The sequence below is a fragment of the Paracoccus sp. 22332 genome (genome assembly GCF_052045125.1).
GTDB lineage: Bacteria > Pseudomonadota > Alphaproteobacteria > Rhodobacterales > Rhodobacteraceae > Paracoccus > Paracoccus haematequi_A.
In genome coordinates, this window is record NZ_JBQEOI010000007.1 from 110,494 (window position 1) to 133,282 (window position 22,789).

Below are 22,789 nucleotides of genomic sequence, written 5' to 3' on the forward strand. Positions count from 1 at the left end.
ATGATCCTGTGCGCGGGCGAATCGCTGATCGACATGGTGCCGGAGGATGGCAGTTTCCGGCCTTTGGCGGGGGGATCGGTCTATAACACCGCCATCGCGCTTGGCCGTCTTGGGGAATCCGTCTCCTATCTGTGGCCGATCAGCCGCGACGCCTTCGGCGACATGCTGCTGCGCCCGCTGGCCGAGGCGGGGGTCGACACCGACCTGTGTCCCCGCACCGACCGCCTGACCACGCTGGCCCTGGTGACCCTGACCGGGGGCGAGGCGCGCTATTCCTTCTATGACGAAGGATCGGCCGGGCGGATGCTGGCGCCCGAGGATATTCCGACCCTGCCCGACGCCATCGACGCGCTGTTCGCGGGCGGCATCAGCCTGGTGCCCGATCCCTGCGGCGCGGCCGTCGAATCGCTGATCGTCCGCGAAGGCGGGCGCCTGCCGGTGATGCTGGATCCGAACATCAGGCCCTTCTTCATCCCCGACGCAGATGCCTATCGCGCCCGGCTGGCGCGGCTGATCGCGCGGTCCGACATCGTGAAGCTGTCGGGCGACGACCTGGAGTGGTTGTATCCCGGCCTGCCCCTGGAAGATGCCGCGCGGCGGGTGCTGGCGCAGGGGCCTCGGCTGGTGCTGCAAACCGGCGGAGCAGCGGGCGCGCGGGCGCATTGGGCGGGTGATCCGGTCGCGGCGCCCGCGATCCGCACCACTGTGGCCGACACCATCGGCGCGGGCGACACCTTCAATGCCGGTGTGCTGGCCAGCCTGCGCCGCCAGGGTGTCCTGACCAAGGCCGGGCTCGCCGCGATCACGCGGGACCAGATCGCCGCCGCGCTGACCCTGGGCGCACGGGCCGCAGCCATCACCGTGTCCCGTCCCGGCGCCAATCCGCCCTGGGCGCACGAGATGCCCGCCTGAACGCCCTTGTCCCGGCCCTGCGGGCGGCGTTAAAACCGTCCCATGGATATTCTGGACAAGATCAAGACCTATAAGCTGGACGAGATCGCCGCCGCCAAGGCCGCGCGTCCCCTGGCCGATGTCGAGGCAGCGGCCCGCGCCGCCACGCCCCCCCGCGGCTTTGCCCGCGCCCTGACGGCCAAGGCTGCGACCGGGCCGGCGTTGATCGCGGAAATCAAGAAGGCCAGTCCCTCCAAAGGCTTGATCCGCCCCGATTTCGACCCGCCCGCCCTGGCACGGGCCTATGAACAGGGCGGCGCGGCCTGCCTGTCGGTTCTGACCGACGCCCCCAGTTTTCAGGGCACGCCGGAATTCCTGACCCAGGCCCGTGCGGCCTGCGGCTTGCCGGTCCTGCGCAAGGATTTTCTCTATGACACCTATCAGGTGGCCGAGGCGCGGGCCTGGGGGGCAGACTGCATCCTGATCATCATGGCCTCGGTCGACGACGCCCTGGCCGCCGAGCTGGAGGATGCCGCCTTCCACTGGGGCATGGACGCGCTGATCGAGGTTCACGACAGCGCCGAACTGGACCGCGCGCTGCGGTTGAAGTCGCCGTTGATCGGGATAAACAACCGCAATCTCAAGACTTTCGAGCTGTCATTGGATGTAACGCGCGAACTGGCCCCCTGCATTCCGGCGGATCGGGACGTGGTTTGCGAAAGCGGCCTGTTCAGCGCCGCCGACCTTGCCGCAATGATGCAGGTGGGCGCACGCCGCTTCCTGATCGGGGAAAGCCTGATGCGGCAGGCCGATGTGACGGCCGCGACCCGCCAGATCCTGGATGTCGCCGCATGACCCTGACGCATTTCGATGCCGCCGGGCAGGCCCATATGGTCGACGTATCCGGCAAGGCGGTCACCACGCGCGAAGCGATGGCCGAAGGATGCGTCGCCATGTCGCCGGAAACGCTGGCCCTGGCCCTGGCCCAGGGCGGCGCGGCCAAGGGCGATGTGATGGGCGTCGCCCGACTGGCGGGCATCATGGCGGCCAAACGCACCGCCGACCTCATCCCGCTGTGCCACCCCTTGCCGATCAGCAAGGTCTCGCTGGACCTGACGCCCGATCCGTCTCTGCCCGGTATCCGTGTGTCGGCAACGGTGCGCACCACCGGCCAGACCGGGGTGGAGATGGAGGCGCTGACCGCCGTATCGATCGCCTGTCTGACAATCTATGACATGCTGAAGGCCGCCGAAAAGTCGATGACCATCCAGGATATCCGCCTGACCCGAAAAAGCGGCGGAAAATCCGGCGATTACGAGGTAAAGCGGTGATTTCGGTCGAACAGGCCCTGGCGCAGGTTCTGGCCCTTGCGCCCGCGCCGAGGGGCGAACGGGTGCCCTTGGACCAAGCCTGGGACCGCATCCTTCTGGAACCGGCCGTGTCGCGGATGACACAGCCGCCCTTCGATGCCTCGGCCATGGACGGCTATGCGATCCGCGCCGCCGATATCGGCCAAACCCTGCGCGTCGGGGGCGAGGCCGCGGCGGGCCATCCCTATGCCGGGAAGGCCGCACCGGGCGTGGCAGTGCGCATCTTCACCGGCGCGCCGGTCCCCGCAGGTTTCGACCGCGTGATCATGCAGGAAAACGTCGTGCGCGACGCGGACAGCATCACCATCACGGATCCCTCTGGCACCGCCAACATCCGTCCTGCGGGGGATGATTTCCGGGAAGGCCACCGGCTGGAGGCGGGCCGCAAGCTGTCGGCAGCCGATATCGCCCTGCTGGCCGCCATGAACGTGCCCGTCGTGACCGTCGCCCGGCGCCCCCGCGTGGCGATCCTCGCAGGCGGTGACGAACTGGTGCCCCCCGGCGTGGTGCCTGGACCGGGCCAGATCATCAGTTCCAACGACTTGGCCATTGCCGGTTTGGTCAGGCAGGCCGGGGCCGATCCGCATATCCTGCCCATCGCGCGGGATACCGAAGACAGCCTGCGCGCCGGGTTCGCTGCGGCGCAGGGTTCCGACCTGCTGGTGACGATCGGCGGCGCCTCGGTCGGGGATCACGACCTGATCGGCAAGGTCTCGGCCGATCTGGGTCTGCAACGCGCGTTCTATCGGGTCGCCATGCGTCCGGGAAAGCCGCTGATGGCCGGGACGCTCGGCGATATTCCGATGCTTGGTCTCCCGGGGAATCCCGTCTCGGCAATGGTTTGCGCGATCTTGTTCATGCAACCTCTCATCGCTGCGATGCAGGGCTGGTCATCCGAAAGGTCGTTGCGGAAGGCCCGCCTTGCAGCGGAACTTCCGGCCGAGGGGAACCGTCGGCACTACCTGCGCGCCCGGCTGACCGATGGGCCCGACTTGCCCGTGATCCAGCCCTTTCCCAGCCAGGATTCGGCCCGGCTGTCGCTGATGGCCCAGGCGGATGCGCTGCTTGTCCGTCCCGCGGGCGATCCGCCCCGGCTTGCGGGGGATACCGTCGAATACCTGTCCTTGACCGGCTGAGGATTAACGAAATTTTCAGTTCCTTATGCTCTGTTCGTTGACGCAAGGCGATGCGTGCGATAGAACATAAAAGGAACAATACCATGCCGGGGATGGACGCGATGCTGACCAAGAAACAGATCCAGCTTCTGGATTTCATTCAGAAGCGGATGTCGCGCGATGGTGTCCCGCCGTCTTTCGACGAAATGAAGGAAGCCCTGGATCTGCGGTCGAAATCGGGGATCCACCGTCTTGTTACGGCGTTGGAGGAGCGGGGCTTCATCCGCCGCCTTCCGCACCGGGCGCGCGCCCTGGAAATCGTGCGCCTTCCCGACGCGCTGCTGGCCGACTCCACCGCCGCTGCGGCCGATGACAGGAAGGCCGGCTTCACCCCCCGTGTGGTCGCCAATTCGCGGCCTGCCCGCCCGCGCGGCGCCATGACGATCATGGACAGCCCGGCGGTCGAACTGCCGCTGATGGGCCGGATCGCCGCCGGTGTCCCGATCGAGGCGATTTCTGAGGTGTCGCACCATGTGGCGGTGCCGGGGACGATGCTATCGGGTCGCGAACACCATTATGCGCTTGAGGTGCAAGGCGATTCGATGATCGAGGCGGGGATCAACGACGGCGATGTGGTCGTGATCCGCGAACAGGACACGGCGGATAACGGCGACATCATCGTGGCCCTGGTCGACGGCAGCGAGGCGACGCTGAAGCGGTATCGCCGTCGCGGCGGAATGATCGCGCTCGAAGCCGCGAACCCCGCCTATGAACCCCGCATCCTGCCCGAGGATCGGGTCCGCATTCAGGGTCGTCTGGTGGGACTGATCCGCAGTTATTGAACCCGGCTGCGGGGTCAAAGGTGATCGAAAAACCCCGCGCCCGCCCTGCCCAGCAGTTCCTGGGCCAGATCGCTGCCCATCGCCGGACCGTCGTGCAGACTGCCTTCCCGATATCCGCTGATTGCCGCCGATCCGTCGGGACGCAGGATTTCTCCGCGCAGCAGCAAGGTCTTTTCGCGAATCTCGGCCAAGCCCGCGATGGGGGTCTGGCAAGAGCCGTCCAGCCGAGCCAGGAAGGCGCGCTCCGCCGCGATCCGATGCCCGGTCGGATCGTGATGAATCGCCGCCAGCAGCGCCGCCGCCAACTCGTCCTCGGCGCGCCGTTCCACCCCGATGGCTCCCTGAGCCACCGCAGGCAGCATCTCGGCCGGATCGATGGGACCGCGCGCGACATGCAGCATGCCCAGGCGCGACAGCCCCGCCATTGCCAGAAATGTCGCCGTGGCCACCCCGTCGTCCAGTTTCTTCAGACGCGTCTGAACATTGCCGCGGAATTCGACCAGATGCAGGTCCGGGCGGCGATGCGCCAGTTGCGCCCTGCGTCGCAGGCTGGAGGTGCCGACGATCGCCCCGGCGGGAAGATCAGCGATGGCCTGGGCCGTCGGGCTGACAAAGGCGTCGCGCACGTCCTCTCGCGGCAGAAGGCAGTCGATCACCAGGCCCTCCGGCTGGATCGTCGGCATGTCCTTCATGGAATGCACGGCGATGTCGATCCCGCCCGAGATCAGCGCCTCCTCGATCTCGCGCGTGAACAGGCCCTTGCCGCCGATTTCCTTCAGGGGCCGGTCGGTGATCCGGTCGCCGGTCGTCTTGATCACGACGATCTCGAACGCGTCGGCAGGCAAGCCATGCGCGGCGGACAGCCGGTCGCGCGTCTCGTGCGCCTGGGCAAGCGCCAGCTTGGATCCTCGGGTGCCGATCTTCAGGGGACGGGTGGGGTCGGGCATCTGCATCATGATCCCGGCATAGCCGCAGGCAGGCTGCTTGACAACGCCCCCCGCCTCGCCTTGAACGGGCCGCAGGAGGCCCCATGACCAAACTTCTGATGCGCGCCCTTGCCGGGGAAAGCCTGCCCACCCCGCCGATCTGGATGATGCGCCAGGCCGGCCGCTATCTGCCGGAATATCGTGCGACCCGCGCACAGGCGGGGGATTTCCTGTCGCTGTGCTACAATCCCGAGCTGGCGGCCGAGGTGACGTTGCAGCCGATCCGCCGCTTTGGCTTCGACGCGGCGATCCTGTTCGCCGACATCCTGCTGGTCCCACAGGCTCTGGGCGCCGATCTGTGGTTCGCCACCGGAGAGGGGCCGCGCCTGTCGACCATCACCTCGGCCAAGGATCTGGCGAGCCTTGGACCGGCCGACCAGATCCACGACCGCCTGGCCCCGGTCTATGAAACGCTGCGCATCCTGGCGCGCGAATTGCCGCAGGAGACCGCGCTGATCGGCTTTGCCGGCGCGCCCTGGACGGTCGCCACCTATATGATCGCCGGTCGCGGCACGCCCGACCAAGGCCCGGCCCATGCGCTGAAGGACCAAGACCGCGCCACCTTCACCGCGCTGATCGACCGCATCACCGACGCGACGATCGATTACCTGTCCGCCCAGATCGAGGCGGGGGCCGAGGTCGTCAAGCTGTTCGACAGCTGGGCGGGCAGCCTGAAGGGCGCCGATTTCGACGATTTCGCGGTGGCGCCCACCCGCCGGATCATCGCGGCGCTGAAGGATCGTCATCCCGGCGTCCCGATCATCGCCTTCCCCAGGGAGGCGGGCGAACGCTATGTCGGATTCGCGCGCGCGACCGGCGCGGATTGCGTGGCCCTGGACAATTCGGTCGACGCGGACTGGGCGGCGCGGCATGTCCAGCCCGACGGCTGCGTCCAGGGCAACATGGATCCGCGGCATATGGTCACGGGCGGTCCTGCCCTGGTGGCCGAGGCGCAGCGCATCACCCGCGCGTTGCGGGGCGGACCGCATATCTTCAACCTGGGCCACGGCATCACCCCGGACGCCGACCCCGACAACGTCGCCGCCATGATCGAGGCTGTCCGCAGCGCATGATCTGGGTGGCCGCAACCCTGATCGCGGCCACCGCGCAAACCGCCCGGAACGCCGCGCAGGCGGGGTTGACGCGTCAGGTCGGCACCGTCGGCGCGACCGCGGTGCGGTTTGTCTTCGGCTTTCCCTTCGCCGCGCTCGCCCTGGCCCTGGTCGCGATCTGGATGCCGATTCCCCGGCCGGATACGACGGTCCTGGCTTGGGCCGCGCTTGGCGCCCTGGCCCAGATCGGGGCGACGGCGTTCATGCTGATGACCATGCGGGGCCAGGGATTCGGCGTCGCCACCGCGCTGATGAAGACGGAACCGATCACGCTGGCCCTGATCGGCGCGGTGATCCTGGCCGAGCCGCTTGGCCCCGCCCGGCTGGGCGCGATCGCGGTCGCGACGCTGGGCGTCGTGCTGGCTTCAGGCGTCGCGTGGAAACGGGCGGCTTGGGGGCCGGTCGCGACCGGAGTGCTGTCGGGCGCGCTGTTCGGGTTGTCGGCAATCGGCTTTCGCGGGGCGCTGCTGGCACTGCCCGATGCGGGCTATGCGATCCGCGCCCTGACCATCCTGGCGATCACCCTGGGGATGCAGGCGTTGGTGATGGCCGCCTGGCTGGTCCTGCGCGACCGCCGCGCCCTGGCGGGGATCATGGCCGAATGGCGGGTGTCGCTGGGCGCCGGGGTGCTGGGAGCTTTCGCCTCATTGTTCTGGTTCATCGGCTTTGCGCTGACCCCCGCCGCCAATGTCCGCACCCTGGCTTTGGTCGAGGTGGTGATGGCGCAGGCCCTGTCCGGGCGTCTGTTCCGACAGACGGTAGGTCCGCTGCAACTGGCCGGAATGGGCCTGATCGTGGTCGGGGTCGGCTGGCTGCTGAGCGTGGCGGCCTAGCTAGACCCATTTCGCCAGCGGCGGCAAGCTCATCAGGACGGCGTCAGCATTGTGGCCGGTTTCCAGCCCGAATTTCGTGCCGCGGTCGTAGACGAGGTTGTATTCCGCATAAAGCCCGCGGTGGATCAGCTGGGTGTCGCGGTCCGCGTCGGTGAAGGGCTGGGCCATCCGCGCTTCGGCCAGGGGCAGGAAGGCGGGCAGGACCGCCTCTCCGACCGCGCGGGTGAAGGCGAAATCGGCCTGCCAGTCGCCGGTGTTCAGGTCGTCGAAGAAGATGCCGCCCACACCCCGCGCCCGCCCGCGATGAGGGATGAAGAAGTAATCGTCCGCCCAGGCCTTGAAGCGGTCGTAATAGCCGCTGTCATGGGTATCGCAGGCTGCGCGCAGGGTGGCGTGGAAATGGGCGGTGTCGGCGGGATATTCGATGCAGGGGTTGAGGTCGGCGCCGCCGCCGAACCACCAGGCGCCGGGGGTCCAGAACATGCGCGTGTTCATGTGGACGGCGGGCGCCTGCGGGTTCTGCATATGCGCGACCAGGCTGATGCCGCTGGCCCAGAAACGCGGGTCGCGGTCGATCCCCGGCACCCCCCTGGAGGCCATCGCCGCCTGCGCGCGCGGTGCCAGGGTGCCGTGGACCTCGGACCAGTTGACGCCGACCTTTTCAAAGACGCGCCCCCCCCGCATCACCGACATAAGGCCGCCGCCGCCATCTTCGGCGCGGGTGGTCGGGGTCACGTCGAACCGGCCCGCCGTCGCCTCGCCGGGGCCGCGATCCTCCAGCCCCTCGAAGGCCGCGACGATGCGGTCGCGCAGGCTGCGGAACCAAGCGGCGGCGGTGCTGCGTTCCTGTTCCATCGACGCTCTCCAAACTTGATTTGCCAGCCCGACCGGGCAGCGTTAGCATCCCAGAGCCTGCTGTAAAGAGACCCGCCATGACCCGCAACACCGCCCTTGCCGCGACCCTTGCCCTGCCCTTGCTGCTGGCGGCCTGCGGCACCCCCCAGGAACGCTGCATCAGCGGCAACACCACCGAGTACCGCACCGTCAGCCGTTTGCTGGCCGAGGTCGAGGGCAACCTGGCGCGCGGCTATGCCTGGGAGGAACGGCAGGTCGTGCGCGACCGCCTGACGCAATGCCGATCGGTGTGGCGCGACAAGGACGGGCGCGCGGTCGTGGGCTATGAGCCCTGCTGGCGCGATTACGTGGATACCGAACGCTATCGCGTTCCCATCGACCCCGCGGCCGAACAGCGCAAGCGCGACAATCTGGCCGCGCGCAAGGCGCAACTGAGCGACCGGGCAGCGGCCGTCGTGCAAGCCTGCCGCGAGGCTTTCCCGGAAGACCAAGGCTGATCAGACGGTCTGCACCGCCACCCGGTCAGAGAGGCTGCGCCCGCCATCCACGGTCACGATCTGCCCGGTAACAAAGCGGGACGCTTCGCTGGCCAGATACAGCACCGTGTCGACCAGTTCGTCGGCGGCTGCGATGCGCCCCATCGGGGTCGCCGCAACGATCTTGCTGCGCAGATCGGGCTTGTCGCGCAAGGAATCCTTCAACTCGTGGGACATGACGCTGCCGAAGCGGACGCCGTTCACCCGGATCCTGTGCGGGGCAAGCGCCAGGGCCATTCCGCGTGTGGCCTGTTCCTGCGCCGCATAAGCGATGGAATAGCCCAGCATGGTCGGCACCGGATGCAGCGCCGCCAGGGTCGAGATGTTGACGATGGCCCCTGCCGCCCCGGCCTCGGGATCGGCCTCGGCCTGCTTGATCATCCGCTTGGCCACGATCTGGGTCATCCGCAGCCCGGCCATCATGTTCTGGCGCAGCAGTTGTTCCAGCACGTCCAGATCCGTGTCCAGCGGGTCCGACGCCTTGACCAGCCGGTGCGCGTTGACAAGGATGTCCACCCGGTCGAAAGCGTCCAGCGTCGCCGACAGCAGGTTCGCCGTCGCCAGCTTTTCCGACATGCGGCCCGAGAAGCCGCGCACATGCGGGTCGCGTTCGTCGTAATCCGACATCGCCTCGGCCAGGGCGGCTTCGTCGGTATCGGCGAACATCACATAGGCGCCGCGTTCGACGAAATGGCGTGCGACGGCCAGCCCGATTCCGCGCCCGGCCCCGGTGACAATCGCGGTCTTGCCCTGGATCGACAGGCTCATCAGCGGCGGCCCTTGCGCGCGGCGCCGCGTCCCGCGCCGGTCGCCTCGATCACCTTGAAGCGGTTGTCGCCCCGCAATTCCGTCACCTGTGCGAAATGCTGCGAAAGGACGGCTTCATAGGGCAGATGCCGATTGGCGACCATCCACAGACGCCCCGCCCCCGTCAGCAGGCGCGCGGCAGCCGCGATGAAATCGGCACCGATCCGGGGATCGGCCGCGCGCCCGTCATGGAAAGGCGGGTTCATGATCACGCCATTCACGGGTTCTGACAGGGTGAAGTCGCGCGCATCGGCCCAGTGGAAACGGGCGCGCGGATCGGCGATGTTGTCGCGGGCCGATTCCAGAGCGGCGTGATCGGCCTCGACCAGATGAATGACCTCGATCCCCGGACGGGTCAGGGCCTGCGCGGACAGCCAGCCCCATCCCGCCCCCAGGTCGACCACGCGGGTCGGCATCCGGTCGGGCAGCGCCTGCGCCAGCATCGCCGAGCCGGGATCGACGCCATCGGCGGAAAACACGCCCGGACGGGTCACGAAACCCGGCGCGACCTCTTGAGCGCGGGCGGACCAGTCGGGCGGCAGCCAATCGCCCACAGGAACGGTCACGCGGAATATCTTGCCATGGGCCTTGCTGTGAACCTCGTCCACCGGGGCCAATCGACGCAAATCCCGCAACATGGAATCGATGCCGTCGGTCTTTTGCCCGTCGATCCACAGAACCGCGCCGGGCGACAGGCGGGACGCGGCATCGGCGATGCGGGCCCGCCCCTCGGCCTTGGCGCGGGGCAGCACGGCCAGGGCCGCGTCGAAGCGGCCCTCGACGACGGGCGCGACCTGGAAGCCGCGCGCGGCCAGGGCGCGATGGTCGGGGAAGTGCCCCTGCTGAATGCGGGTGCGAGCCGGGTCCAGCGGCGACAGATCGTCCGCCCCGCGCGCCCCGATGACAAGAAAATCGCCTCCGGGATGACCATCCGGGAGGGCGAGGGAAAGGCGCGTCACGGTCACTGCTATTCTTTTTCCATGGTGCATTGCAGCGGGTGCTGCTGCCGTCGCGCCAGTTCCATCACCTGCGCGACCTTGGTTTCGGCGACCTCGTGCGAGAAGACGCCGACGACCGCCACACCCTTGCGATGGACGGTCAGCATGATCTCGATCGCCTGCGCGTGGGTCATGTTGAACAGCCGTTCCAGCACATGTACCACGAATTCCATCGGCGTGAAATCGTCGTTCAGCATCAAGACCTTGTACATCGGCGGGCGCTGCGTGCGCGTGCGCGGCTTGACCACCAGTTCGATCTGGTCGTCGGGTCCGTCGCCCTCTGTCATCCACTGCGCCATGTCGTCCGATCTGGTCATGCTGATCCCGTTTGCGGAACAATATAGTCGATTTCCCGCCCGAGAAAAGCCCGCCCAGGGGCGAGCGAAGACAGGAAAATACACCAAATGAACGGTTACATGGCGAAAGATGTCGTGCTATTATCCGAATATTAAGCAAGGGCATGCGACAAACGACATGCCGCCCCGAGGCAGAGAGACCGCGACAGTGATCCGAATTTCCCAGACAGCCCGGCTGTGGGCCTTTCTTGTGCTGGCCATGCTTGTTCCGGCGACGCTTTCGGCGGCCCCGTTTGCCGCCTATGTGATGGACGCGCGCACCGGCCAACCGATCTACAAGCAAAACGAGGATACGCGGCTGCATCCCGCGTCCCTGACCAAGATGATGACGCTGTACATGGCCTTTACCGCAATCGAACGCGGGCAGGTCCGGCTGGATTCGCAATTCCCCGTTTCCACCAACGCGGCATCTGAACCGCCTTCCAAGCTGGGCCTGAAGGCAGGCCAGCGAATCGAGCTGCGCTATCTGATCCGCGCCGCCGCGATCAAGTCGGCCAATGACGCCGCCACCACCATCGGCGAAGGGCTGGCGGGATCCGAGGCCGCCTTTGCCCAGCAGATGACGCAGATGGCCCGCGCGCTCGGCATGACGAACACCAACTTCCGCAACGCCCACGGGCTGACGCAGGAGGGGCATTATTCGACCGCCCGCGACATGACCATCCTGGGCCGCCGGCTGTTCTACGACTTCCCTCAATACTACAACATCTTCTCGCGCCGCTCGGCGGATGCGGGGATCGCCCAGGTCGCCTCGACCAACAAGCGGTTCCTGGACGCCTATGAAGGCGCGGACGGGATCAAGACGGGCTATACCCGCGCGGCGGGCTTCAACCTGACCGCTTCGGCGCAGCGCGGCAACAAGCGGCTGATCGCGACGGTCCTGGGCGGCACCTCGACTGCGCATCGCAATCAGGTCATGGCGCAACTTCTGGACGCAGGCTTCACGCGGGTTCCCAATCGCGTCCGCGAAGTCCGGCCCGAGGCGCCGCGCCTGCTGGCGCAACGCGTGGTGCGCCGCGCCCAGGTCGAGCCATCGGCCGCCGCCACCGCGCCCCAGCCGCAACGGCTGGTGCTGTCGGCCTCGGCCCCGCCGGTGCGGGTCAGCCGCCCTGCCCTGGCATCGACCGCCGCCGTGCCCCAGGCTCCGCAACCCGCGCCCCAGGCGGCCCTGACGGGCGGCCTGACCCTGACGGCCAGTGCCCGCCCCGCCAGCCGCCGCGCGCCGGAACCCGCCACCGTGGCCGCCGCGCCGGAACCCACGCCGCAGGCGCAATCGGCCAGCCTTGCAGCCCCGGTGCTGGCGGCATCCGTCCGCCCTGCCCCGGCGCCCCGGTCCCGCACCGCCGCCACGGCCGAGGCCGCGCATCCCGGCGCCGACCCCCAGGCCATCGCCCGCGCCGTGGCCGAGGCCGTTCCGCAGAACGGCGGCACCTCGCTGTCGCTGCTGGCTTCTCCCGCGCCCAAGCCCCGGTCGGAAATGGTGATCCTGGCCGCGATGGGCGAAGGCGACCTGGCCGATCCCGAAGCTTTGGAGATCGTGTCCCGCCCCGCCAACAGCGGTCGCGGTTGGGGCGTGACGCTGGGGCTGTTCACCTCCAGGGCCGAGGCTGAAAAGCTGTTGTTGCGCAGCGCCTTGCAGGACGGGGCGATCCTGGGCGGCGCGGCGCGTCATGTCGCCGACACCCGGCGCGGCTTCCAGCCCAGCTTCGCGAATCTGACCAAGGCCAATGCCGAACTGGTCTGCGAACGCTTCGCAAGCCGGTCGCAGGAATGTCAGGTGGTCGGGCGCTGATCGGCCGACGCCGTTTGAAACGGAACGGGGGCGGAGATAACTCCGCCCCCGTTTTCTTTGGCCCGTTTTTCTTAGCCGAACCGATCAGTCGGGCTTGGGCCGGTCGTCCCATTTGTCGCTGAGGATGCGTTCCGCATCGCCCTTCGGATCCTCGAACTGGCGCGACCGCAAGGCCCAGATGAAGGCCACCAGGCCAGCCCCACCCAGGGCCAGCGAAACCGGGATCAGGATGGACAGGATCTCCATGGCGTTTCCCTTCAGTCCCGCAGGCGCAGCGCGTTCAGCGTCACGGTGATCGAACTGATCGACATCGCCAATGCTGCGATCAGCGGCGTCACCATCCCGGCTACGGCCAGCGGCACCGCCACGATATTATAGGCGATCGAGATCGCAAAGTTCTGTCGGATGCGGCGGGTGGCAAGGCGGGCGGTCGCCACGGCCTCGGCCACGGGCACCAGATCGCTGCCAGTCAACACCATGTCGCTGGCCACCCGTGCCGCGTCCAGGGCGCTTGCGGGCGAGATCGAGGCATGGGCGCGGGCAAGCGCCGCCGTGTCGTTCAGCCCGTCGCCCACCATCAGGACGCGCGCGCCCTGGGCGGCAAGATCGGCGACCATTGACTCTTTCCCCTGGGGATCGACGGCGGCGCGGAAGTCCTGGATGCCCAGGCGATCGGCCAAATCCGCCACCGCCGCGTGCCGGTCGCCCGAGATCAGCACGACACCCAGCCCGGCCTTGCGCAGCGCCGCCACGCAGTCCGCCGCGCCGGGCCGCAGTTCGTCGGTGAATTCCAGGCGCACGGGGGGCTGGCCCTCGATCGCAAGCCAAGTCGCACTGGTGGGCCTGTTTTCATCGTCGTCGGCCACGCCCAGCCAGTCGGCCCGGCCCAGCCGAACCACCCGTCCCTGCCAGCGCCCCGAGACGCCGAAGCCCGGATGTTCGGTCACGTCGGTCAGGTCGGCGGGCCGTTCCTGCAAGGCCGCGGCCAAGGCGACCGACAGCGGATGCGAGGACGCCTGCGCGAGGGCGCGGGCGACCGGGCGCAGATCGGCGGGCAGCGGATCGGCGCTGACCAGGACCGGACGGCCCAGGGTCAGGGTGCCGGTCTTGTCGAAGACGACCGTATCGACCTCGGCCAGGCGTTCCAGGGCGGTGCCGTCCTTGATCAGCAGCCCGCGCCGGAACAACCGGCCCGAGGCCGCCGTGGCGACCGCCGGAACCGCCAGGCCCAGCGCGCAGGGACAGGTCACGATCAACACCGCCGCGGCGATGTTCACGGCCAGGCGCAGGTCGCCCGTGGCCCAGATCCAGCCAGCAAAGCTGCACAGCGCGATCAGGTGGACGCTGGGCGAATAGGCGCGCGAGGCCCGGTCCGCCAGTGACGTATAGCGCCCGCGCGCGGATTCTGCGGCCTCGACCAAGGCGGTCAGGCGGGCGAGCGACGAATCGCGCCCGGCCGCCGTTACCCGCAGCACCAGCGGGCCGGTCAGGTTCACCTCGCCCGCCGACAGCATCTGGCCGGGCGCGGCCAGCACCGGCAGGGTTTCTCCGGTCAGCAGGGCGCGGTCGATTTCCGACCGACCCTCGACGATCTCGCCATCGGCGGGGATCCGGGCGCCGGGACGGATGCGGATCAGGTCGCCGGGACGCAGCATGGCGACAGGCACCACCTGTTCGGCCCCGTCTGCCAGCAATGTGGCGCGCGGAACCTCCAATGCGGTCAGTTCGGCGGCAGCGGACCGGGCAATGGCGCGGGTGCGATGATCCAGGTAGCGGCCGATCAGCAGGAAGAAGCACAGCATCGTCACGCCGTCGAAATAGGCGTGATGGCCGGAATTCATCGTCTCATAGACGGAAATCGCACTGGCCAGGATCAGCGCCAGAGAGATCGGCACGTCCATGCCCAACCGCCCGACCCGCAGCGCGGACCAGGCGCTGCGGAAGAACGGCTGGCCCGCGAAGAATACCGTTGGCAGGGCGATGGCGCCGCTGATCCAGTGGAACAGGTCGCGGGTCGCGGCCTCGGCACCCGACCAGACGGCGACCGACAGGATCATGATGTTCATCATCGCGAAACCCGAGACGCCGATCCGCATCAGCAGGTCGCGGCCCTGCCGGTCGGCGGTCGTCGCCGACAGCGCGTCGGGATCCAGTTCATGCGCCTCGTATCCCACGCCCGCCAGCACCGGGATCAGGTCGTCGGCGGTCAGGCCCGGCGCATCGACCGTGACGCGGCGCAGGGTCAGGTTGACGCGCGCCGACTTGACGCCGGGATGGGCGGTCAGCGCGGTTTCCACATCGGTGATGCAGGCCGCGCAATGGGCGGTCGGCAGAGACATGATGACGGTGCCCTGCGCGATCTCGGCCCGGTCGGCCAGCCGTTGGGCCAAGGGCGCGGCATCGCAGGCAGGGCAGGCGCTGAAGCCCGAGGCTGTCAGGTCGGCCATGTCAGTTCACCCGTGCCCCGGCGTAATGGTCCAGCCGCTGCCGGAACGGAGTGCCGTCCGGCGACATCGCCTGGACATGGATGTTCCAGATCCCCGGCTCCAACACCAGCGGCGCGCGATAGACGCCCCCCGCCACCAGGAATTGCGGCGTCACGTCGGCGCGCTTGTGCGTGGGCCGTCCGATCGTCGCGGTGAAATCGCGCAATATAGGATGGGCGCCGGTGCGGTCGACGATCTCGATGGCGATCTCCTTGCCGTCATAGCTGGCCCTGGCCGTCCAGCCCAGGCTTTCCTGCGCATGCCTGTCGCGGTCGAATTCCTGGGACGCGACATAGCTGTTCTTGACCTCCAGCCCCGGAAAGCTGCCGACGGCCAGGAAGGCCATGACCAGGTTGACGGCGATGATGACGCCGAAGGCCGCCAGCGTGATGATCAGGACATGCCGCCCCGTCAGTTCCTTGGTCATCATTCGCCCTTTCCGTGGAAGACGGTCCCGACCGAGGCGGCCGTTCCGTCGACATCGTCGCGCACCACCAGATCCAACGCTGTCGTTTCCGCCGATGCAAGCGGCGATCCGACCGGAGCCGTCACATAGAGCCGGCGGCTGAGGGTTTCGTCGGCCGGCACCTGAACCGTGCCCGAGGCAGCACCTTCGACCGCCAGGATCAGATCGTCCGCGCCTTCGACCGCGAAGCTGAAGCTGCGCGCCTCGTGCTGCTTGTTGCGCAGGCGCACCTCGTAGGTGTTGCGGATGGCGCCGTCCGACAGGGTGACGAACAGCGGATTGCGGACCGGCGAGACGTTCAGATCCAGCGGCGAGCGGACGAACAGCGCGACGATCAGCGCGATGCCGATCCCGGACCACAGCGTGAAATACAGGATCGTGCGGGGGCGGAAGATATGCCGCCAGACCGATTTCGGCGCGGCGCCCGCGCGTTCGGCGGTCTCGTCCTTCAGGGCCATATAGTCGATCAGCCCGCGGGGCTTGCCGATCTTGTCCATGATCTCGTCGCAGGCGTCGATGCACAACGCGCAGGTGATGCATTCCATCTGCTGGCCGTCGCGGATGTCGATGCCCATCGGGCAGACGTTCACGCAGGCCATGCAATCGATGCAGTCGCCCGCCGAATCCACCGGGATCGGCCCGCCGACGCCGGTGCGCACGCCGGGATAGGGCACCGGCGGATACTGACCCCCGGCGGTCGGGCCGGCCGCGTGGCTTTCGGACTCGGCCTTCAGGGCGACGGCGGCGGGGCGGTGGCGGACATTGCCCTTGCCGCGCGGCTCCCCCCTCCATTCGCGGTAGGCGACGGTCAGCGTGTCCTCGTCCATCATCGCGGCCTGGATGCGCGGCCACGGGCAGGCATAGATGCAGATTTGTTCACGCGCGAAGCCGCCGAAGAAGAAGGTCGTCGCGGTCAGGATCGCCATGGTGATATAGGCGACCGGATGCGCGTCGCCGGTCAGCAGGTTGCGCAGCAGCGTCGGCGCATCGGTGAAATAGAAGATCCAGGCCCCGCCGGTCATCAGCGCGATCACCAGCCAGACCGCCCATTTCGCCAGGCTGAGGCGGATTTTCTGCGCGTCCCATTTCTGGCGGTGCAGGCGGATGCGGGCGTTTCGGTCGCCCTCGATCCAGCGTTCGACAAGGATGAACAGGTCGGTCCACACGGTCTGCGGGCAGGCATAGCCGCACCACACCCGCCCCAGGGCGGATGTGAACAGGAACAAGCCCAGCCCCGCCATGACCAGCAGGCCCGCCACGAAATAGAATTCGTGGGGCCAGATCTCGATCCAGAAGAAGAAGAAGCGGCGGTTGGCCAGATCGACCAGCACCGCCTGGTCGGGCATGGTCGGGCCGCGGTCCCACCGCAGCCAGGGCATGACGTAATAGACCGTCAGGGCCACGGCCATGACGATCCACTTGAGGTTCCTGAACCGCCCTTGCACACGCTTGGGGAAGATCGGCTCCCGCTTGGCGTAAAGGCTGGGGGGGTCCATCTCGGGGGTGGACATTGAAGAATCGCTCCTGTTTCGCCCATCGGGTCTAGACCGGACGGGCGGTGGATTCCTTGACCTGCATCAAATGCAAGACGGCGCGCCCCGACCGCCGCGTCAGGCCTGACGAACGGCGGTCTTGCGGATGTCGGGATGCAGCGCGCGGCCCAGGATATGGGCGGCGCTGTGGACGACATGGGTCGCGGGGCCGACGATCAGCGGGTCGGGCGGCACGGCGATGGCCGGATCCTTGTCGGGATAGTCCAGCGTCGCCAGGAAATGCCTCATGCAGTTCAGGCGGGCACGCTTCTTGTCGTTCGATTTGACGATGATCCATGGCGCATCGGCGGTGTCGGTATAGAAGAACATCGCCTCTTTCGCCTCGGTATAGTCGTCCCACTTGTCCAGGCTGGCCTCGTCGATGGGCGACAGCTTCCAGCGTTTCAGCGGGTCGGTCTTGCGTGCCTCGAACCGTGCGCGCTGTTCGTCCTGCGTGACCGAGAACCAGTATTTGTAAAGCCGGATGCCGGACCGCACCAGCATTCGTTCGAATTCCGGCGCCTGGCGCATGAATTCCAGGTAATCGTTGGCCGAACAGAACCCCATCACCCGTTCGACCCCGGCGCGGTTGTACCAGCTGCGGTCGTAAAAGACCATCTCGCCCGAGGTCGGCAGATGCCGGACGTAGCGCTGGAAATACCATTGCCCCCGCTCCTCGTCCGTGGGCTTGTTCAAGGCGACCACGCGGGCGGCGCGGGGGTTCAGGTGTTCGTTGAACCGCTTGATGGTGCCGCCCTTGCCCGCCGCGTCGCGCCCCTCGAACAGGATCACGAATTTCTGGCCGGTGTCCTGCGCCCAGATCTGGACCTTCAACAGTTCGGCCTGCAACAGCGCCTTTTCGGCCTCGTACTGGCGGCGGCTCATGCGAGTTCGATAGGGATAGCGTCCGGTCTCGAAAGCCTCGCGCACGGCGTCGGGATCCGACGGCGCCCTGGTTCTGCGGGTCGCCCGCTGCGGGGCGACAGGGGCCGCTTCGGGGGTTTCCTCGGCGGCCGGGGGAACCGCGTCGGCCTGGATCTGGGGTTCGGCAGGTTCGGGGCTGGCAAGAAGGTCATCGGCCATGGATCGTCCTTTCGCAAAGCCTCTCGGCGGGATGTCACGATTCTGTCACGGATGCGGGCCGCCCGCCTTGCGCAGGATCAAATCATCGTGCTTTCCGGCGATCTTTTGCTGACGTAACCTGCACCCCCGACGAAGGAGCCTTTCATGCTGACCATCCACGGCGTCACCCGTTCGCGTGCCTCGCGCATCGTCTGGCTGTGCCACGAAATCGAGCTGGAGTTCCGCCAGAACCCGGTGATCCAGGCCTATCGCCTGGCCGATCCCGACGCGCCGGACGCGCCGTTGAACACCCATTCGCCGTCCTTCCTGGCGCTGTCGCCCGCCGGGACCATTCCGGTGATCGAGGATGACGGCCTGACCCTGAGCGAATCCCTGGCCGCCACGCTGTATCTGGCGCGAAAGTACGGCGGCGATCTCGGCCCCGCCGACTTGTCCGAAGACGCCCTGATGATGCAGTGGAGCTTCTACGCCGCGACCGCCATCGAACCCGATGCGCTGACGATCCTGTTCCTGCACGCCCCGTCGCGCCTGCAGGCGGGCGAGGATCAGGCCCATGTCGCCAACGCGGCCGAACGCCTGATCCGCCCGCTGAAGGTCGTCGAGGCGCATCTTGCCACCCACGCCCATCTGGTCGGCGGCCGCTTCACCGTGGCCGACATCAATCTGGCCGAAATCCTGCGCTATGCCCAAGGCTATGCAGAGTTGATGGGCCAATTCCCCGCGACGATGGCCTGGCTTGAGGAATGCCAGTCCCGTCCCGCCTTCCGCAGGATGTGGGAGGAACGCCTCGCCGAACCGGAGTGAGGCAGTGATAGGCAATCCTCTACGCATAAAAGAATGCCATGACCCGCCTGCCGACCGATCACATCTGCACGATGACGAATCGCGCGAACCGCATAGGGTTCCTGAAGGCTCGGGCGGGCAAGATCCGGCGGGCTGGCCTTGGCCGCGCTTGCATGAGATAGTCCCCCGACCCAGAACAAGAGCAGACCCAGATGGCCGACGACCTTCTTTCCGCCGTTGACGCGACAGACAGCTATTCCGCCGCCTCGATCGAGGTGCTGGAGGGGCTGGAGCCGGTCCGCAAGCGCCCCGGCATGTATATCGGCGGCACCGACGAACGCGCGCTGCATCACCTGGTGGCGGAAATCCTCGACAACTCGATGGACGAGGCGGTGGCGGGCCATGCCACCCGGATCGAGGTCGAGTTGCTGGCCGACTACAGCGTGGTCGTGCGCGACAACGGCCGCGGCATCCCCATCGACCCGCATCCGAAATTTCCGGGCAAGTCCGCCCTCGAGGTGATCCTCTGCACGCTGCACGCGGGGGGCAAGTTCTCGGGCGACGCCTACCAGACCTCGGGCGGGCTGCACGGCGTCGGCGCCTCGGTGGTGAACGCGCTGTCGGACGTGATGATCGTGCAGGTCGCGCGCAACAAGGAACTGTTCGAACAGCGGTTCTCGCGCGGCATTCCTCAAGGGCCAGTGGAAAGGATCGGCGCCGCCCCCAACCGGCGCGGGACCACCGTCACCTTCCACGCGGACGAGGAGATCTTCGGCCATCACCGCTTCAAGCCTGCGCGGCTGCTGAAGATGGTGAAGTCCAAGGCCTATCTGTTCAGCGGCGTCGAAATCCGCTGGAAATCGGAGATCGACGATGGCGAGACCCCGCGCGAGGCCACATTCCATTTCCCTGGCGGCCTGGCGGACTATCTGTCCGAAACCCTGACCGGCGCCAGCACCTATGCCGACCGCCCCTTCGCGGGCAGCGTCGATTTCCGCCGCCAGGGCGCGCCGGGCAAGGTCGATTGGGCGATCAACTGGACGCCGGTGCGCGACGGCTTCATCCAGTCCTATTGCAATACCGTCCCGACCCCCGAAGGCGGCACTCACGAGGCGGGCTTCTGGGCCGCCATCCTGAAGGGCGTGCGGGCCTATGGCGAGCGGATCAGCAACAAGAAGGCCGCCAACATCACCCGAGAGGATCTGCTGACCGGAGGCTGCGCCCTGGTATCCTGCTTCATCCGGGAACCGGAATTCGTGGGCCAGACCAAGGACCGCCTGGCCACGACCGAGGCCGCCCGGCTGGTCGAGAATGCCGTGCGCGATCATTTCGACACCTGGCTGGCGGCGGATACGAAATCGGCGGGCGCGATCCTGGATTTCCTGATCCTGCGGGCCGACGAGCGTCTGCGCCGCAAGCAGGAAAAGGAAACCGCCCGCAAGACCGCCACGAAAAAGCTGCGCCTGCCCGGCAAGTTGGTGGATTGCAGCGCGACCAGCCGCGAGGGAACGGAACTGTTCATCGTCGAAGGCGACAGCGCGGGCGGATCGGCCAAGATGGCCCGCGACCGCACCACCCAGGCCCTGCTGCCCTTGCGCGGCAAGATCCTCAACGTGCTGGGCGCGGCGTCCACCAAGATGGGGGCCAACCAGGAAATCAGCAATCTGTGCCAGGCCCTTGGCGTCGATATGGGATCCCGCTTCAAGATCGACGATCTGCGCTATGACAAGGTCATCATCATGACCGACGCCGATGTGGACGGGGCGCATATCGCCAGCCTGCTGATGACGTTCTTCTTCACGCAGATGCGGCCGATGATCGACAAGGGCCACCTGTATCTGGCCTGCCCCCCGCTCTATCGGCTGACGCAGGGGGCGCATCGGGTCTATGTGGCCGACGATGCGGAAAAGGAACGGATGCTGGCCAAAGGCCTGGGCGGCCGCGGCAAGATCGACGTGCAGCGGTTCAAGGGCTTGGGCGAGATGGACGCCAAGGACTTGAAGGACACGACGATGAACCCCAAGACGCGCAAGCTGATCCGGGTCAGCATCGACGATGACGAAGGCGGCGAAACCGGCGATCTGGTGGAACGGCTGATGGGCAAGAAGCCGGAACTGCGCTTCGAATACATCCAGGAAAACGCCCGCTTCGCCGAAGAACTGGACGTCTGACATGCGGCAATATCACGACGCCCTGCGGACGGTCCTGGAACAGGGGCTGGACAGCACGGACCGCACGGGGACGGGCACGATCAGCCATTTCGGACTGCAATGCCGCTATCCCCTGGCGGACGGTTTTCCGCTGGTCACGACCAAGAAGCTGCACCTGAAATCGATCATCCACGAACTGCTGTGGTTCCTGTCGGGCGACACGAATGTCCGTTACTTGCAGCAGAACGGCGTCTCGATCTGGGATGAATGGGCAGACGCGAACGGCGACCTGGGGCCGGTCTATGGCCGGCAGTGGCGGCATTTCCCGACGCTTGTGCCCAGCGGACTGAATGCCGAAGGACGCCCGCTGTTCTTCGCGGGCCAGGTCGATCAGATCGCCGATCTGGTGGACGCGATCCGCAGAACGCCGGATTCGCGCCGCCTGATCGTGTCGGCCTGGAATCCCGGCGACGTACCTGACATGGCGCTGCCGCCCTGCCATACGCTGTGGCAGGTGCGGATCCTGGCGGGCAGGCTGCATTTGCAGCTTTACCAGCGGTCGGCGGACATGTTCCTGGGGGTTCCGTTCAACATCGCGTCCTATGCGCTGTTGCAGGTGATGCTGGCCCATGTGACCGGCTATGAGCCGGGCGATTTCATCCATGCCGTCGGCGACGCGCATATCTATTCCAACCATCTGGAGCAGGTGCGGACCCAGCTTGCGCGAACCCCGAAGCCCCTGCCCCGGCTTCGCCTGCGCCGCAACGTGCCGTCGATCTTCGACTTCCGCTATGAGGATTTCGAGGTGCTGGACTATGATCCCGATCCGGCCATCAAGGCCCCGGTGGCGGTCTGAGATGCTGACCCTGATCGCAGCACGCGACCGCAACGGCGCCATCGGCAAGGACAATGACATCCCCTGGCGCGCGCCCGAGGATCTGGCCTTCTTCCAGCGCGAGACGACCGGGGGGGCGGTCGTCATGGGCCGGAAGACCTGGAAAAGCCTGCCGATCAAGCCGTTGAAGAACCGCCTGAACCTGGTCATCTCCTCGGATCCGGCGACCGCCGAACAGGTTTTCGCCACGCCGGAGGCCGCAGTCGATCACGCCCATCGCGCGGGCCATCGCCGGGTCTATGGAATCGGCGGGGCGGGCATCTATCGGGCGCTGCTGCCGCTGGCCGACCGGCTGCTGCTGACCGAGGTGGACCTGGCGGTGCCGGATGCAGACGCGTTTTTCCCCGCCTTCGACCTGGACCAATGGGACTGCCTTGGGTCCGTCGGCCTGCGCGCCGACGCCCCGCGCTGCACCCTGTTCGAATACCTGCGCCGCCGCTGACCCAAAAACGGAGGATACCCGATGAACATCCGCTATCTGCACACCATGGTCCGGGTCGCCGACCTGGACAAGACCATGGTATTCTTCCGGCTGCTGGGGCTTGAGGAAACCCGTCGCGTCGACAACGACAAGGGCCGCTTCACCCTGGTCTTCATGGCCCCGCCGGGCCAGCCGGAGTGCCCGGTCGAATTGACCTATAACTGGGACGGAGACGAGGGCCTGCCCTCGGACAGCCGCCATTTCGGCCATCTGGCCTATCGCGTCGGCAATATCTACGACCTGTGCCAGAAGCTGATGGACGCGGGCGTCATCATCAACCGGCCGCCGCGCGACGGACACATGGCCTTCGTGCGCAGCCCGGACAACATCTCGATCGAGCTGTTGCAGGAAGGCGATGCCCTGCCCCCGGCCGAGCCTTGGGCCAGCATGGAAAACACCGGCCACTGGTAGGGCTGCCGC

24 protein-coding genes are annotated in these 22,789 nt (G+C 67.2%); 14 read left to right on the forward strand and 10 right to left on the reverse strand.

Annotation, left to right across the window (positions count from 1 at the left end; all coding sequences use genetic code 11):
• From ACTJI6_RS10385 to lexA, 5 genes are all read left to right on the forward strand, one after another.
• The gene (locus ACTJI6_RS10385) at positions 1–912 is read left to right on the forward strand and encodes a carbohydrate kinase family protein (RefSeq protein WP_440800415.1); all 912 of its coding nucleotides are present in this window, start codon (positions 1–3) and stop codon (positions 910–912) included.
• Between the two features lie 42 nt (positions 913–954).
• Positions 955–1,746 carry an indole-3-glycerol phosphate synthase TrpC gene (gene trpC / locus ACTJI6_RS10390; RefSeq protein ID WP_440800417.1) on the forward strand — a complete coding sequence of 264 codons (792 nt, stop codon included), beginning with the start codon at positions 955–957 and terminating at the stop codon, positions 1,744–1,746.
• Complete coding sequence (gene moaC / locus ACTJI6_RS10395; protein ID WP_440800419.1) at positions 1,743–2,222, forward strand: cyclic pyranopterin monophosphate synthase MoaC; 480 nt, start codon at positions 1,743–1,745, stop codon at positions 2,220–2,222. The genes trpC and moaC overlap by 4 nt, the downstream gene beginning before the upstream one ends.
• Positions 2,219–3,397 carry a molybdopterin molybdotransferase MoeA gene (locus ACTJI6_RS10400; protein ID WP_440800421.1) on the forward strand — a complete coding sequence of 393 codons (1,179 nt, stop codon included), beginning with the start codon at positions 2,219–2,221 and terminating at the stop codon, positions 3,395–3,397. The genes moaC and ACTJI6_RS10400 overlap by 4 nt, the downstream gene beginning before the upstream one ends.
• A gap of 101 nt (positions 3,398–3,498) precedes the next feature.
• Entirely contained in the window at positions 3,499–4,218 is a 720-nt protein-coding gene (lexA, locus tag ACTJI6_RS10405; protein WP_440800606.1) for a transcriptional repressor LexA, read from the forward strand.
• Between the two features lie 14 nt (positions 4,219–4,232).
• Here lexA and hemC read toward each other — a convergent pair whose 3' ends face one another.
• Positions 4,233–5,165, reverse strand: coding sequence for a hydroxymethylbilane synthase (gene hemC, locus ACTJI6_RS10410; protein WP_440800423.1), 933 nt, complete (start codon positions 5,163–5,165; stop codon positions 4,233–4,235).
• An 83-nt stretch (positions 5,166–5,248) separates the two neighbouring features.
• Between hemC and hemE the strand changes: the two genes are divergently transcribed.
• Positions 5,249–6,277, forward strand: a complete 1,029-nt coding sequence (hemE, locus tag ACTJI6_RS10415; RefSeq protein ID WP_126154725.1) for a uroporphyrinogen decarboxylase — start codon at positions 5,249–5,251, stop codon at positions 6,275–6,277.
• Positions 6,274–7,149, forward strand: coding sequence for an EamA family transporter (locus tag ACTJI6_RS10420; RefSeq protein ID WP_440800425.1), 876 nt, complete (start codon positions 6,274–6,276; stop codon positions 7,147–7,149). The genes hemE and ACTJI6_RS10420 overlap by 4 nt, the downstream gene beginning before the upstream one ends.
• On the opposite strand, the gene hemF is transcribed toward ACTJI6_RS10420, so the two are convergent.
• Positions 7,150–8,004, reverse strand: coding sequence for an oxygen-dependent coproporphyrinogen oxidase (gene hemF / locus ACTJI6_RS10425; protein WP_440800427.1), 855 nt, complete (start codon positions 8,002–8,004; stop codon positions 7,150–7,152).
• A gap of 77 nt (positions 8,005–8,081) precedes the next feature.
• Between hemF and ACTJI6_RS10430 the strand changes: the two genes are divergently transcribed.
• Positions 8,082–8,501: a hypothetical protein gene (locus ACTJI6_RS10430; RefSeq protein ID WP_440800429.1), complete on the forward strand. Its 420-nt coding sequence runs from the start codon at positions 8,082–8,084 to the stop codon at positions 8,499–8,501.
• Here ACTJI6_RS10430 and ACTJI6_RS10435 read toward each other — a convergent pair whose 3' ends face one another.
• The 3 genes from ACTJI6_RS10435 to clpS are packed head-to-tail and all read right to left on the reverse strand — an operon-like array spanning position 8,502 to position 10,632.
• Positions 8,502–9,308 (reverse strand): SDR family NAD(P)-dependent oxidoreductase, encoded by an 807-nt coding sequence (locus tag ACTJI6_RS10435; RefSeq protein WP_440800431.1) that lies wholly within the window; start codon positions 9,306–9,308, stop codon positions 8,502–8,504.
• Positions 9,308–10,306 (reverse strand): methyltransferase, encoded by a 999-nt coding sequence (locus tag ACTJI6_RS10440; RefSeq protein ID WP_440800433.1) that lies wholly within the window; start codon positions 10,304–10,306, stop codon positions 9,308–9,310. Before ACTJI6_RS10440 ends, ACTJI6_RS10435 begins: the two co-directional genes overlap by 1 nt.
• An 8-nt stretch (positions 10,307–10,314) precedes the next feature.
• Positions 10,315–10,632 carry an ATP-dependent Clp protease adapter ClpS gene (clpS, locus tag ACTJI6_RS10445; RefSeq protein ID WP_126154762.1) on the reverse strand — a complete coding sequence of 106 codons (318 nt, stop codon included), beginning with the start codon at positions 10,630–10,632 and terminating at the stop codon, positions 10,315–10,317.
• Between the two features lie 268 nt (positions 10,633–10,900).
• On the opposite strand from clpS, the gene ACTJI6_RS10450 reads away from it, so the two are divergent.
• Positions 10,901–12,493: a serine hydrolase gene (locus tag ACTJI6_RS10450; RefSeq protein ID WP_440800609.1), complete on the forward strand. Its 1,593-nt coding sequence runs from the start codon at positions 10,901–10,903 to the stop codon at positions 12,491–12,493.
• 84 nt (positions 12,494–12,577) lie between these two features.
• On the opposite strand, the gene ccoS is transcribed toward ACTJI6_RS10450, so the two are convergent.
• From ccoS to ppk2, 5 genes are all read right to left on the reverse strand, one after another.
• Positions 12,578–12,739 (reverse strand): cbb3-type cytochrome oxidase assembly protein CcoS, encoded by a 162-nt coding sequence (ccoS, locus tag ACTJI6_RS10455; protein WP_126154718.1) that lies wholly within the window; start codon positions 12,737–12,739, stop codon positions 12,578–12,580.
• Positions 12,740–12,750: 11 nt separating this feature from the next.
• A complete protein-coding gene (locus tag ACTJI6_RS10460) occupies positions 12,751–14,940 on the reverse strand; it encodes a heavy metal translocating P-type ATPase (RefSeq protein ID WP_440800435.1) in 2,190 nt (729 codons plus the stop codon).
• A 1-nt stretch (position 14,941) separates the two neighbouring features.
• Positions 14,942–15,406, reverse strand: coding sequence for a FixH family protein (locus ACTJI6_RS10465; RefSeq protein ID WP_440800437.1), 465 nt, complete (start codon positions 15,404–15,406; stop codon positions 14,942–14,944).
• Positions 15,406–16,956 (reverse strand): cytochrome c oxidase accessory protein CcoG, encoded by a 1,551-nt coding sequence (ccoG, locus tag ACTJI6_RS10470; RefSeq protein WP_440800439.1) that lies wholly within the window; start codon positions 16,954–16,956, stop codon positions 15,406–15,408. Before ccoG ends, ACTJI6_RS10465 begins: the two co-directional genes overlap by 1 nt.
• Before the next feature lie 99 nt (positions 16,957–17,055).
• Positions 17,056–18,060: a polyphosphate kinase 2 gene (gene ppk2, locus ACTJI6_RS10475; RefSeq protein WP_440800441.1), complete on the reverse strand. Its 1,005-nt coding sequence runs from the start codon at positions 18,058–18,060 to the stop codon at positions 17,056–17,058.
• Positions 18,061–18,204: 144 nt separating this feature from the next.
• Between ppk2 and ACTJI6_RS10480 the strand changes: the two genes are divergently transcribed.
• From ACTJI6_RS10480 to ACTJI6_RS10500, 5 genes are all read left to right on the forward strand, one after another.
• Entirely contained in the window at positions 18,205–18,864 is a 660-nt protein-coding gene (locus ACTJI6_RS10480; RefSeq protein ID WP_440800443.1) for a glutathione S-transferase family protein, read from the forward strand.
• Between the two features lie 191 nt (positions 18,865–19,055).
• On the forward strand, positions 19,056–21,014 hold the full coding sequence (gene parE / locus ACTJI6_RS10485; protein ID WP_440800444.1) for a DNA topoisomerase IV subunit B: 1,959 nt from the start codon (positions 19,056–19,058) through the stop codon (positions 21,012–21,014).
• A gap of 1 nt (position 21,015) precedes the next feature.
• Positions 21,016–21,849 carry a thymidylate synthase gene (locus tag ACTJI6_RS10490; protein WP_440800446.1) on the forward strand — a complete coding sequence of 278 codons (834 nt, stop codon included), beginning with the start codon at positions 21,016–21,018 and terminating at the stop codon, positions 21,847–21,849.
• A 1-nt stretch (position 21,850) separates the two neighbouring features.
• Entirely contained in the window at positions 21,851–22,330 is a 480-nt protein-coding gene (locus ACTJI6_RS10495; RefSeq protein WP_440800448.1) for a dihydrofolate reductase, read from the forward strand.
• A 21-nt stretch (positions 22,331–22,351) separates the two neighbouring features.
• Positions 22,352–22,780, forward strand: coding sequence for a VOC family protein (locus tag ACTJI6_RS10500; protein ID WP_440800450.1), 429 nt, complete (start codon positions 22,352–22,354; stop codon positions 22,778–22,780).
• Positions 22,781–22,789: the final 9 nt, after the last annotated feature.